Origin of the sequence: Kaistia sp. UC242_56 (genome assembly GCF_044452255.1) — a bacterium.
Classification (GTDB): Bacteria; Pseudomonadota; Alphaproteobacteria; order Rhizobiales; family Kaistiaceae; genus Kaistia; species Kaistia defluvii_A.
Genome location: NZ_JBIOAN010000002.1, coordinates 3,156,759 through 3,168,409 on the forward strand (window position 1 = coordinate 3,156,759; position 11,651 = coordinate 3,168,409).

An 11,651-nucleotide genomic window follows, 5' to 3' on the forward strand; every position below is an offset into this window, starting at 1 on the left:
GGCGCCTTCTACGGCGACTTGGAATACTCCGGGAACCCGACGGCATACGGAAGCATGAATGGACCGCCTCGCCGACATCCGGCCGCCCGCCATTTCGGGTGGCGAGACGACTACGGCCCGGAACCCGTCATGGCCCATTCACGGACCTAAAACGCAGCCAGGTTCTCCTTCTTCGAGACACACCCGTGCAAAGCGCCGCCGCCTCATTCTGGAAACGCAGGAGAGGGTCATGAAGATCTCCCGAGGGATCACAGCATCCCCGATAGCCTGGGTCGGGCCCGTGCTCGGGCCTATTTTGTGCGCCGGGGCAAGCCGATGAGCACCATTGCGACGGCGAGGCCCAGCCAGCCGGCACAACCTTCCGTCTCCGGCATGGTCTATATTCCCGGCGGCACGTTCCGCATGGGGTCGGACGACCACTATCCGGAGGAGAAGCCGACCCACCGCGTCACGGTGGACGGGTTCTTCATCGATCCGACGCCGGTGACCAACGCGCAGTTCCGCGCCTTTGTCGAGGCGACCGGCCATGTCACCTTCGCGGAAATTCCGCCGGACCCGAAGGACTATCCCGGCGCCCTGCCGCATATGCTGAAGGCCGGCTCGCTGGTGTTCACGCCGCCCAGCCATCCCGTAGACACCCGCGATTGGTCGCAATGGTGGGCGTTCCGCTTCCGCGCCAACTGGCGCCGGCCGGCCGGCCCCGGCAGTTCGATCAAGGGCCTGGACGACCATCCGGTCGTGCATGTCGCCTATTCCGACGCCGAAGCCTATGCCCGCTGGGCCGGCAAGGAACTGCCGACCGAGGCGGAATGGGAATTCGCGGCGCGCGGCGGGCTGGAGGGCGCCGAATATGCCTGGGGCGACGAGTTCAATCCGGACGGGCGCGAGATGGCCAACACCTGGCAGGGCCAGTTTCCTTCCGAAAACCTGATGACCGACGGCTATCTGCGCACCTCGCCCGTTGGCGCCTACCCGCCCAATGGCTACGGGCTGTATGACATGATCGGCAATGTCTGGGAGTGGACGGGCGACTGGTGGTCGACGCGCCATCCCGCCGATGCGCCGAAGGCCTGCTGCGTGCCGGAAAACCCGCGCGGCGGTCCGGTCGACGCCAGCTACGACCCGCGCATGCCGGCGATCCGCATTCCCCGCAAGGTGCTGAAGGGCGGCTCGCATCTCTGCGCGCCGAACTATTGCCGCCGCTATCGCCCAGCCGCCCGTCATGCCGAGGCGATCGACACCTCGACCAGCCATGTCGGCTTCCGCTGCGTCCGGCGCATGCCGTTCGATGCCGCGCCTTCCAGCCGCGAGGAGGACCGGCTATGACGCCCGCCCTCGCCCTCACCCGGCGGGCCCTGATCCAGCTCGGCGTCGCGGCGGCGCTCGCCTGTGCAGCCCTTCTGCCGGCAACCGCGCAGGCCGACCCGCTTCCCTCCTGGAACGATGGCGCGACCAAGACCGCCATCGTCGATTTCGTGACGCGCACGACGACGCCCGGTCCCGATTTCATCGCGGCGGGGGACCGCATCGCCACCTTCGACAATGACGGCACCCTGTGGTCCGAGCAGCCCCTCTATTTCCAGCTCGCCTTCGTGCTGGACCGGGTCAAGGCGATGGCTGGGGACCATCCGGAATGGAAGAACACGCAGCCCTTCCAGGCGGTGCTGGAAGGCGACAGCAAGACGCTGCTGGCCGGCGGCGAAAAAGGCATCATGGAACTGCTCGCCGCGACATCTTCCGGCATGTCGGTCGAGGATTTCGCCGCTTCCGTCATGGAGTGGACAAAGACGGCGCGTCACCCGCGCTTCGACAAGCCCTACACGGAGCTCGTGTTTCAGCCGATGCTGGAACTGCTCGCCTATCTGCGGGCCAATGGCTACCAGACCTTCATCGTCTCCGGCGGCGGCGTCGAGTTCATGCGACCCTGGACCGAAGGCGTCTACGGCATCCCGCCCAATCAGGTCGTCGGCTCCTCCGGCAAGACTCAATTCAAGCTCGACGGCGACACGCCCACCATCCAGAAGCTGCCGGCGATCGAATTCGTCGATGACGGCCCCGGCAAGCCCGTCGGCATCAACCGCTTCATCGGCAAGCGCCCGGTTTTCGCCGCTGGCAATTCCGATGGCGACCTCGAGATGCTGCAATGGACGACGCTCAACAACGGCCCGCGCTTCGGCATGATCATCCATCACACCGACGCCAAGCGCGAATGGGCCTATGACCGGGATTCGCGCATCGGCAAGCTCGATAGGGCGCTCGACGAAGCGCCGAAGCGCGGCTGGACCATCGTCGACATGAAGGACGACTGGAAGGTCATCTATCCCTTCGAGAAGTGAGGCATCCGCCCTCCCCCAAAAGTGTCAGCCTCTCCTGGCCAGGAGGATGCCCGCTACCACGATCGCGCCGCCGAGCGCCTGCAGGCCGCCGAGCGGTTCGTTCAGCACGAGCCATGCCACGCAGGCCGCGACCACTGGTTGGATGAGAAGCGTGAGCGATGAGAACGACGCCGGCAACAGGGCCAGTGCATAGATGATCAGCCCCTGCCCTCCGACATGGCAGACCCAGGCGAGCCCCAGCACGATCGCCCAGCCATAGATCGTCCACGGCCAGAGAGCCGGCTCGAAGACAAGCGCCACCGGCAGGATGCAGAGGGCGGCAGCGCCGGACGACCACAACAGCGTCGTCAGCGTCGAGTAGCGGCTGCGCAGGCGCGAGAGGGCGAGGAAATAGCCGGCATAGAAGGCGGCGGCGAGGAAGGCCAAGGCGTCGCCGCCGACATGGCTTTCGCCGCCCGCCGCCCCGCCGCGACTGAGCACGGCGACGCCGAGGAGGGAGAGCGCCAGGCCGATCAGGAACATCCGCGTCACGGTGGCCCGGAACAGCAGCCAGTTTCCGAGAACGACGAAGATCGGCGCCAGATTGGCCAGCAGCGTGGCGTTGGCCACCGAGGTGATGTGGATCGAGATGTGCCAGGCCAGGAGATCGCCGGCCAGCAGCACGCCCGGCAGGGCCAGGGCGGCGACATCGCGGAGCGAGCGCGGATTCTGATTGGCCTGCGATGCCGCGGGGCCGGACGCCCGCCAGGCCAGCAGCGGCAGCAGGGCGAGCCCGACGCGCCAGAAGGCCGTCGACATCGGCCCGAGTTCCGACAGGCGCACGAAGATCGGCGAGAGGCCGATGATGACGGCACCCGCCACCAGGGCGGCGAGCGACAGGCCGGAGGACGGCAAGGCCGGTGCTTTCATGACGGGACAAAGGCGGGAGGCGATTGCCGCGACAAGGACAGCCATCTCCCGCCGAAAGCCGACGCCGCTTCACAAGGGTGCCGCCCGGCGGCCGGGTGACTCAATCGAGCCGGACCGCCATGACGGAGACGCAGTCGCCAGCCTGGACCAGGCCGGGAAAATGCCGCGCGGCGAGCAGGCCGGAAAGACCCGACCGGATCTCCTGCGGCGCGAAACCCGTGCCGCCGACCGGATGGATCCGCGCCACCACTTGGCCCGCCTCGACCGGCTCGCCGAGATCGACCATCGTCTCGATGAGACCGTCGGCTTCGGCGAAGCAGAAGCAGCCATCCGGCATGTCGAGCCAGGTGGTCTCCGCCTTCTCGATCTCGCCGGCAAGGATGCCCGCATGGCGCAGCACATTGGCGACGCCGCGCCGGGCGATGCGCACGCTGGCGGCCGTCGACGTGCCGCCGCCGCCGAGCTCGGTGGTGACGAATATCTTGCCCATTTCCTCGGCGGCGGTGTCGTACATGCCGACCGTATCGATCTCCAGCATCTTGACCGACCAGGGCGCGGCGAAGGCCTCGACCGCGTCGAACGAGGCCTTTTCCTGCGTCTTGTCGGACAGGACGTGCGCCGCGCACCAGGGCAGGAAGTCGAGCGTCCGGCCGCCGGAGTGGAAGTCGAGCACCAGGTCCGCGCGGGGCAGCAGCTCGCGCTGGAAATAATCGGCGATCTTCTGCGTCACTGTCCCGTCCGGCCGGCCGGGGAAGGCGCGGTTCAGATTGCCCTTGTCGATCGGCGAGGTACGCGTGCCGGCGCGGAAAGCCGGATAGTTCATCGCCGGCACGATGATCACCGTGCCGGAAACGTCCTTGGGATCGAGCCGCCGCGCCAGGTCGAACAGCGCCAGCGGTCCCTCATATTCGTCTCCATGGTTCGCCCCGGTCAGCAGGGCCGTCGGCCCTGCCCCGTTCTTCACCACGCAGATCGGGATCATGACGGAGCCCCAGGCCGAGTCGTCGCGGCTGTGCGGCAGGCGAAGGTGGCCATGCTGGATGCCGTCCCTGTCGAAATCGACGCTGGGCGCAATCGGCGACGGCCGGGTCTCGTGGGCCATGATCAGCCTTTCACAACCAGCTTGCGCGGCACATTGGCCAGGCACTCGACGCCGGTCTCGGTGATCAGGATGGATTCCGTGATCTCGAGCCCCATCGTCTCCAGCCATAGCCCCGTCATGAAGTGGAACGTCATGCCCGGCTTCAGTTCGGTCTTGTCGCCGGGGCGCAGGCTCATCGTGCGCTCGCCCAATCCGGCGGATAGGACAGGCCGATCGGATAGCCGGTGCGGTTGTCCTTGACGATGCCGTAGCTCTTCAGCACGGCGAAAAAGGCATTGGCAATGTCCTCGCAGGTGTTGCCGGGCCGGGCAGCGGCGAGCCCCGCCTCCATGCCTTCCAGCGTCGCCTTTTCGGCGTCGAGGAAGGCCTGGGTCGGCTTGCCAAGGAAGACCGTGCGCGACAGCGGCACGTGATAGCGATTGTAGCAGCCGGCGATCTCGAAGAACGTGCCCTCGCCGAGCTGCATCGGCTTGTCGTCCCAGGTCAGGTGCGGCGCGGAGGCATCCGCGCCCGAGGGCAGCAGCGGCACGATGGCGGGATAATCGCCGCCGAATTCCTTCGTGCCGCGAATGCCGGCGTCATAGATCTCGGCGACGAGGTCGCACTTGCGCATGCCCGGCTCGACCTTGTCGACGATGCGCCCATGCATCGCCTCGACGATGCGAGCGGCCTTGCGCATGTAGTCGATCTCGGTCGCGCTCTTCACCGCGCGCTGCCAGTTGACCAGCGCGGTCGCGTCGACAAAGCGGGCATTGGGCAGATGCTTCTGCAGCGAGGCGAAGGCGGCGGCCGAGAAATAGTAATTGTCCATCTCGACGCCGATGGTGAGGCTGCCCCATCCCCGGTCGGCCAGGACCTTGGAGAGGTAGTCCATCGGGTGCCGCTCGGTCGACTGGACGTAGTGGTCGGCATAGGGAACGATGTTGTCATGCGCGAGGTAGGCCGTGCGCTTCGCGCCATTGGCGTCCTGCCCGCGCCCGAACCAGACCGGCTCGCCATCCGGCGGCACCAGGACCGCCTGATGCACATAGAACGACCAGCCGTCATAGCCCGTCAGCCAGGCCATGTTGGACGGGTCGGAGCAGATCAGCAGATCGACGCCCTTCGCCTCCATGGCGCGGCGGGTCTTGGCCAGCCGCTCCGCATATTCGGCGCGCGTGAATTTGAGATTGGGCTGCATTTTCCTCACGTCCTGCTTGTTGGGTCCGTTCGAACGGGCCGGAATTTCAGGTTTCGAATGGTGTGCCGGCCTTCGCCGCGCGGGCGCGGTCGCGAGCCAGCGTGGCGATCGCCGTGTCCTGGACCCCGGTCCCGGTCAGGTCGGCGATGGTTATGTCGCGGCTCGTGCCGCGGCCCGGCCGCGAACCGGCGATGATCTGGCCGAGTTCGGCGACCTCGGCCGTCGCCTCGATCAGCCCCGCCGCGATGGCGTGGTGCAGTTCGCCCAGGATGCGCGTCTGCCGGGCGCTGTCGGCGACGTAGAGATCGGCCATGGCGATCAGCGCCGGGGCGATCTCGTTCTTTTGCTCCGCGTCCGAGCCCATCGCCGTGATGTGCTGGCCCGCCTCGACGAGGCCGGCCGGGAACAGCGGCTCGGTCGAGGGTGTCGTGGTGACGAGGATGTCGGACCCGGCCACGGCCCGCGCCACATTCGTTTCGGCGCGCACGCGAATGCCGAGCTTGTCGCTCAGCCTTTCGGCAAGAACCTCAGCCTTGGCGCCATCGCGCGCCCAGATCCGCGCCTCGGCGATCGGCCGCACCAGCGCCAGCGCCTCCAGCTGCAATCCCGCCTGCACCCCGGCCCCGAAGATCGTCGCGACGGAGGCATCGGCCCGCGCCAGGTATTTGGCTGCGACGGCGCCGGCGGCCGCTGTGCGGATATCGGTCAGGTAGCCATTGTCGAGCAGCAGCGCTTCGACCAGGCCGGTCCGGGCGGAAAGCAGCACCATCATGCCGTTGACGCTGGGCAGCCCGAGCTTCGGATTGTCGAAGAAGCCGGGGCTGATCTTGATCGCGAAGCCGTCGACGCCCGGCACATAGGCCGTCTTCACGTCGACCTCGCCGCGATGCTCGGGAATGTCGAGGCGCAGGATCGGCGGCATCGCGACCGGCAAGGTCGCCAGCGCCCGGAAGGCGTTCTCGACACAGGCGACGGCGTCGAGATCGAGCATCACGATCTCGCGCAGATCCGTCTCGGTGAGGATGGTCATCGAGGTCATGGAGGTCATGCGACGCGCTCCGGGTTCGCGGAATCCAGGGCCTCGAAGCGGGTCGGCTCGCCGTTGACGATCTGGCGATGCAGCGTCATGTCGATGTTGCGGCCGGAGACGAGAGCCACAACAGGCCCGTCACTTGGCACCTTGCCCGCGAGGATCGCGGCGACGCCCACCGCGCCGGCGCCCTCGACCACTTCGCGCTCCTGCTCGTAGAGATGGCGGATGCTGGCTGCGATCTCGGCCTCGCCGAGCAGCAGGACGTCGTCCAGCAGGTCGCGGCACATTGCGAAGGTGACGCGGTTGTCGAGCCCGACGCCGCCGCCGAGCGAATCCGCCAGCGTCGGCAGTTCCTCGACGAGGACCGGGCGGCCGGCATCGAGGCTGGCCTTCATCGCCGCGCCGCGCGCCATCGAGATCCCGATCACCCGTGTCGCCGGGTTCATGGCCTTGACCGCCGCGGCAATGCCGGCCGCGAGACCGCCGCCGGAAAGCGGGACGAGGATGGTTGCGGCGTCCGGCACGGCCTGCATCATTTCGATGCCGAGCGTCCCCTGCCCCGCGACGACGTGCGGGTGATCGAAGGGCGGCAGCATCACCAGCCCGTCCTCGTTCGCCAGCCGTTCGACTTCGACCTGGGCGTCATCCTGGCTGTTGCCGACAATGCGCACATCCGCGCCGAGACGCTCGATCTCCGCCACCTTGTTGCCGGGCACGAGCCGAGACATGCAGATCACCGCGCGCATACCCTCCAGGCTCGCGGCATAGGCGAGCGCGCGGCCGTGATTGCCGGTAGAGGCTGCGACGACACCGCGCGCCTTCTCCGCGTCGCTGAGCTGCAGGATCGCGTTGGTCGCGCCGCGCAGCTTGAAGCTGCCGGTGCTCTGGCGATGCTCGAGCTTGAGATGCACGGGAACGCCGGCGACCGCGCCGAGCGAGGCGGACAGCACCGTCGGCGTCGGCTCGATCCTGCCGGCGATGCGCTGGGCGGCGGCGCGGATATCGGCAAGCGACACGCTCATGCGGCACGCAGCGGCAAGGTCATCAGCCGGCCGAATTGCGGATAGGCCGTGTCGTCCCCGGTCAGGCGCAGGCACTGCCAGGCGGAGGCCTGGTTGCTGCTGACGGCGGGGCGCCCGATTGCGGCTTCGATGCCGACGATGGCCAGCGCCGCGCGCAGCGCCGTGCAGGAGAGGAACAGCGCGTCGGACTGGGGCGCCGTGACCTCACGCGCAAGCTCCACCAGCGCCTGGGGGGAAATGCGCGCCATCTCGCGGTCGTCGTCGAAGCCGAAGCAGGTGAAGCGGTCGATCTCGAAGCCATGCCGGCTGAAATAGTCCGCCATCGGCCGGCTGGTCTCGATCGTATAGGGCGTCAGGATGCTGATGCGCCGCGCCGAATGCGCCTTCAGCCCGGCAACGGCCGCGAGCGGCGGCGTCACCACGGGAACGCCGGGCTTGGCCTCGCGGATCGCCGCCTCGATGGTTTCATCGCCGATTACGACCGAGGCCGAGGTGCAGGAATAGCAGATGGCGTCCAGGCTCTCGCCGGGCAGGATCAGGCCCGCGCCCGCCGTCAGTTCCGGCTGCATCTTGCGCAGATTCTCGGGCGTTGTCGGATTGGCATAGGGAATGCGCGCCACATAGACGCCGGTCCGCTCGCTCGCCACCATGCGCGCGAAATCGGGCTCGGTCGTGTGGTCGGTCGCCAGGATGATCAGGCCGACGCGCTTCGCCAGCGGTCGCGCGTCCAGTTCCGGGCGCCCGGAACGAAGCTCGATCTGCACGGGGTGTTGCGGGGAAACGGTCATTTCGCAATCCGCCCATATCGATGCTCGATCACGCGCAGCAGCACGACCGCCACGAGGCTGATGGCCAGGAAGAAGGCGCCGACCAGCGTGATCGGCTCCAGATAGCGGTAATAGGTGTTGGCCACGCTCTTCGACTGGTTCATCAGCTCCATCACGGTGATGGCCGAGAGCAGAGGCGTTTCCTTGAACATGGCGATAAAATAGTTGGCGAGCGCCGGGATCATCGGCGGCACGGCCTGCGGCAGGATGATCCGCAGCCAGGTCTGGCGGTGGCTCAGATTGCAGGCCTTGGCGGCCTCCCACTGGCCGCGCGGCACGTTGTCGATGCCGGCGCGATAGACCTCGGCGGTATAGGTTCCGTAATGCAGGCCCAGCCCGATCACGCCGGCCAGCAGCGGCGACAGCAGGATGCCGATATCGGGCAGCACGTAGAAGATGAAATAGAGCTGCACCAGCAGCGGCGTGCCGCGAATGAACTCGGCGACGAAGCCGACGCTGCGCGCCAGGAGCCGGTTGTCCGACCGCCGCGCCAGGGCGATCGCAAGCCCGACCACGGCCGCCAGCATGGATCCGAGCAGCGTGGCGAGGATGGTGATCTTCACGCCCTGGATGAGGGTCGGCATGATCTGCCAGACGAAGTTCCAGTCCCAATCCATCAGCGGGTCTCTCCTGCGAAAGGAGCCGGGGCCATCACGAACGCACTCCGTCGAGGCCGCGCGCCATCCGGCGCTCCAGCGCGCGAATGGAGAAGGCGATGATCATGGCGAAGGCGAAGTAGAGGATCAGGATCGTGGCGAAGGGAATGAGCGTGTTGCCGGTCTGCGAACGGACGATGTTCGCCTGAAACGTCATGTCGGCCAGCGAGATCAGCGAGACGACCGATGTCGCCTTCAGCAGTTCGATCGCGTTGTTGCAGAAGGTCGGCAGCATGAAGAGGAGCGCCTGCGGCAGGATCACCTTGCGCATGGCCTGCCAGCGGCTGAGGTTGAGCGCGGTGCAGGCTTCGTATTGCTCGGTGCCGACGGCAAGGATGGCGCCGCGCACGACCTCCGCGCCATAGGCGCCGACATTGAGACCGAGCGCGAGCACGCCGGCCTGCATCGGCGTCAGCGTCAGGCCCACCAGCGGCAGCACGAAATAGGCAAAGAACAGCTGCACGAAGATCGACGTGCCACGAAAGAACTCGATGTAGATCGAGGCCAGCCAGCGGAGGGCGGCATATCGCGACAGACGGCCAAGCCCGGCCACGAAAGCCATGACCAGGGCCAGCGCACAGCCCATTACGGTGAGTTGCACCGTCACGACCGCGCCTTGCAGGATCAGGCTGAGATATCCGGACCAATCGGTCAATCGAGGGAGCCTTGCGCAAGAAGCCAGGGAGAGCATGGGGCCGGGACGGTGGAGGCATGCTGGCCTCCACCCCGGATCCGCGATTGAACCCTTCCCGCGACAGGAAGGGTCGAGCCGCCTAGGTGGCGGGAGCGCAGAGCTTGGCCGTCGTGGTCGACATCGCCGCGGCGGCGGAGAAGCCATAGGGCTCGATGATCTTCGCGAACTCGCCGGATTCCTTCATCTTGGCGAGCTCGACGTTGAAGGCATCGCGCAGGGCCTCGTCGCCCTTCTTGAAGGCGGCGCCGTCGCAATAGACCGGCGCGCCGACCACCGGAGCGATGACCTCGAGGTTCTCGTCGGCCGCCTTCTTCATCAGATCGTTGATGGAGAGAACCGGCAGAGAATAGGCGTCGATGCGGCCGTCCTGGACCATCTTCAGGCCGCTCTGGCCATCGGGCACGACGATGACGCGGTCGCGCGGCACGCCGGCTTCGAGCGCGAGCTTCTCTTCCGTGCCGCCGCCCGGGGCGCCGACCGTGGCCGAGGCGTCCTTGGCGAAATCGGCATAGGACTTGAAGCCCTTTGGATTGCCCTTCTTCACCAGAAGCGCTTCGGCGTCGCACAGGATCGGCTCCGAATAGGCAACGGCGGCGCAGCGCTCGGGCTTCATGAACAGGCCGGCGGTCACCACGTCGTGGCGGCCGGCCTGCAGGCCGGGGATCATCGCGCCATATTCGGAGATCGAAGCAACGATCTCGCCGACGCCCAGCCGCTTGAAGATTTCGCGGGCGACTTCGGGGGCCGCGCCGGAGACCTTGCCGTCGGCGGCGACGGCCGTATAGGGCGGCTCGTTGGCGATGGCGACGCGGGCAAAGCCCTGTGCCTTCAATTGTTCCAGCTTGGGATTGTCCTGGGCCGCTGCCGGCAGGGACAAGGCGAGTGCGGCTCCGAGCGCGAATGCGCCGGCTCCGGTCATGAATGCGAGTTTCTTCATTGTTCCCCACTCCTTCGGTTGATTGGCTCTTGCGGCGGAAGGTTCTTGCCAGCACGGCAGCGCTGCGGTCAGACCCGCAGTCCTGCCGCGATGATCTTTTTCAGGAAGGATTGCGTACGTTCCTGCTTGGGATGCCGGAAGATGTCGTCGGGCTTGCCTTCCTCGACGATCCGGCCTCGATCAAAGAACAGGACGCGGTCGGCGAAGTCGTGCGCGAAGCCCATTTCGTGCGTCACGAGCAGCATCGTCATGTCGGTCTCGGCGGCGAGCTTGCGCATGACGTTCAGCACCTCCTCGACCAGTTCGGGATCGAGCGCCGAGGTGACTTCGTCGAACAGCATGATCTTGGGGCTGAGGGCGAGAGCGCGAGCGATGGCGACGCGCTGCTTCTGGCCGCCGGAGAGTTCCGCCGGCATCGCCTTCGCCTTTTCCGCCATGCCCACCATGTCGAGTAGCTCCATGGCGCGCTTCTCGGCGGCGGCCCGGGCAACGCCCTTGGTCAGCATCGGCGCGAGCACGACATTGTCGAGCACCGACATGTGCGGAAACAGGTTGAACAGCTGAAAAACCATGCCGATCTTCTGCCGCATCCGCGTCAGGTGGCGCTCGTCGGCGTCGATAAGGCCGCCATTGCGCTCCATGTGGTAGAGCTGTTCGCCGTCGATCGTGATGTGGCCGCTATCGATGCGCTCAAGCGTCATCAGGATGCGCAGGATGGTGGTCTTGCCGGAGCCCGATGGCCCGATGAGCGCCAGTTTCTCGCCGGGCATCACCTGCATCGAGAGCTGGTCCAGCACCTTGAAGGCGCCGAAGCTCTTGCTGATTGCGTCAATCTGGATGATCGGCTGAGGCATTGTCTTCCCGGTACCGAGGTAAGATGCCCCAAACGATGGGTAACTTATCAAATCATGTCAATTCGTAAAATAATATCAGTACAATTATTCCTTATTGTGCT

11 protein-coding genes and 1 pseudogene are annotated in these 11,651 nt (G+C 66.6%); 2 read left to right on the plus strand and 10 right to left on the minus strand.

The genetic code is table 11. The features are described from left to right. The first annotated feature begins 315 nt into the window (after window positions 1-315). Window positions 316-1,326 (plus strand): formylglycine-generating enzyme family protein, encoded by a 1,011-nt coding sequence (locus tag ACHMWQ_RS17490; RefSeq protein WP_396308452.1) that lies wholly within the window; start codon window positions 316-318, stop codon window positions 1,324-1,326. Then, window positions 1,323-2,336 carry an HAD family hydrolase gene (locus ACHMWQ_RS17495; RefSeq protein WP_396308453.1) on the plus strand — a complete coding sequence of 338 codons (1,014 nt, stop codon included), beginning with the start codon at window positions 1,323-1,325 and terminating at the stop codon, window positions 2,334-2,336. Before ACHMWQ_RS17490 ends, ACHMWQ_RS17495 begins: the two co-directional genes overlap by 4 nt. Window positions 2,337-2,360: 24 nt before the next feature. On the opposite strand, the gene ACHMWQ_RS17500 is transcribed toward ACHMWQ_RS17495, so the two are convergent. The 10 genes and pseudogenes from ACHMWQ_RS17500 to ehuA form a co-directional block, all read right to left on the minus strand. After that, a complete protein-coding gene (locus ACHMWQ_RS17500) occupies window positions 2,361-3,245 on the minus strand; it encodes a DMT family transporter (RefSeq protein ID WP_396309470.1) in 885 nt (294 codons plus the stop codon). 100 nt (window positions 3,246-3,345) lie between these two features. After that, window positions 3,346-4,347 (minus strand): N(2)-acetyl-L-2,4-diaminobutanoate deacetylase DoeB, encoded by a 1,002-nt coding sequence (gene doeB / locus ACHMWQ_RS17505; RefSeq protein ID WP_396308454.1) that lies wholly within the window; start codon window positions 4,345-4,347, stop codon window positions 3,346-3,348. Window positions 4,348-4,349: 2 nt separating this feature from the next. Further along, window positions 4,350-5,527, minus strand: a pseudogene (gene doeA / locus ACHMWQ_RS17510) (ectoine hydrolase DoeA). Window positions 5,528-5,573: 46 nt separating this feature from the next. Continuing rightward, on the minus strand, window positions 5,574-6,566 hold the full coding sequence (gene eutC, locus ACHMWQ_RS17515) for an ectoine utilization protein EutC (protein ID WP_396309471.1): 993 nt from the start codon (window positions 6,564-6,566) through the stop codon (window positions 5,574-5,576). Window positions 6,567-6,571: 5 nt separating this feature from the next. Continuing rightward, window positions 6,572-7,582 carry a hydroxyectoine utilization dehydratase EutB gene (eutB, locus tag ACHMWQ_RS17520; protein ID WP_396308455.1) on the minus strand — a complete coding sequence of 337 codons (1,011 nt, stop codon included), beginning with the start codon at window positions 7,580-7,582 and terminating at the stop codon, window positions 6,572-6,574. After that, window positions 7,579-8,370, minus strand: a complete 792-nt coding sequence (gene eutA / locus ACHMWQ_RS17525; RefSeq protein ID WP_396308456.1) for an ectoine utilization protein EutA — start codon at window positions 8,368-8,370, stop codon at window positions 7,579-7,581. The genes eutB and eutA overlap by 4 nt, the downstream gene beginning before the upstream one ends. Beyond that, window positions 8,367-9,026, minus strand: a complete 660-nt coding sequence (ehuD, locus tag ACHMWQ_RS17530; protein ID WP_396308457.1) for an ectoine/hydroxyectoine ABC transporter permease subunit EhuD — start codon at window positions 9,024-9,026, stop codon at window positions 8,367-8,369. The genes eutA and ehuD overlap by 4 nt, the downstream gene beginning before the upstream one ends. A 34-nt stretch (window positions 9,027-9,060) precedes the next feature. After that, a complete protein-coding gene (ehuC, locus tag ACHMWQ_RS17535; RefSeq protein ID WP_354549856.1) occupies window positions 9,061-9,720 on the minus strand; it encodes an ectoine/hydroxyectoine ABC transporter permease subunit EhuC in 660 nt (219 codons plus the stop codon). Window positions 9,721-9,838: 118 nt separating this feature from the next. Next, window positions 9,839-10,696 (minus strand): ectoine/hydroxyectoine ABC transporter substrate-binding protein EhuB, encoded by an 858-nt coding sequence (gene ehuB, locus ACHMWQ_RS17540; protein ID WP_396308458.1) that lies wholly within the window; start codon window positions 10,694-10,696, stop codon window positions 9,839-9,841. 68 nt (window positions 10,697-10,764) lie between these two features. Continuing rightward, window positions 10,765-11,550, minus strand: coding sequence for an ectoine/hydroxyectoine ABC transporter ATP-binding protein EhuA (gene ehuA, locus ACHMWQ_RS17545; RefSeq protein WP_396308459.1), 786 nt, complete (start codon window positions 11,548-11,550; stop codon window positions 10,765-10,767). Between the last annotated feature and the right edge of the window lie 101 nt (window positions 11,551-11,651).

What these genes read in the sequence shown, in the direction of transcription:
- ACHMWQ_RS17490 (WP_396308452.1), top strand. Translation starts at nt 316, where the DNA reads ATGAGCACCATTGCGACGGCGAGGCCCAGCCAGCCGGCACAACCTTCC.
- ACHMWQ_RS17495 (WP_396308453.1), top strand. Translation starts at nt 1,323, where the DNA reads ATGACGCCCGCCCTCGCCCTCACCCGGCGGGCCCTGATCCAGCTCGGC.
- ACHMWQ_RS17500 (WP_396309470.1), bottom strand. Translation starts at nt 3,245, where the DNA reads ATGAAAGCACCGGCCTTGCCGTCCTCCGGCCTGTCGCTCGCCGCCCTG.
- doeB (WP_396308454.1), bottom strand. Translation starts at nt 4,347, where the DNA reads ATGGCCCACGAGACCCGGCCGTCGCCGATTGCGCCCAGCGTCGATTTC.
- eutC (WP_396309471.1), bottom strand. Translation starts at nt 6,566, where the DNA reads ATGACCTCGATGACCATCCTCACCGAGACGGATCTGCGCGAGATCGTG.
- eutB (WP_396308455.1), bottom strand. Translation starts at nt 7,582, where the DNA reads ATGAGCGTGTCGCTTGCCGATATCCGCGCCGCCGCCCAGCGCATCGCC.
- eutA (WP_396308456.1), bottom strand. Translation starts at nt 8,370, where the DNA reads ATGACCGTTTCCCCGCAACACCCCGTGCAGATCGAGCTTCGTTCCGGG.
- ehuD (WP_396308457.1), bottom strand. Translation starts at nt 9,026, where the DNA reads ATGGATTGGGACTGGAACTTCGTCTGGCAGATCATGCCGACCCTCATC.
- ehuB (WP_396308458.1), bottom strand. Translation starts at nt 10,696, where the DNA reads ATGAAGAAACTCGCATTCATGACCGGAGCCGGCGCATTCGCGCTCGGA.
- ehuA (WP_396308459.1), bottom strand. Translation starts at nt 11,550, where the DNA reads ATGCCTCAGCCGATCATCCAGATTGACGCAATCAGCAAGAGCTTCGGC.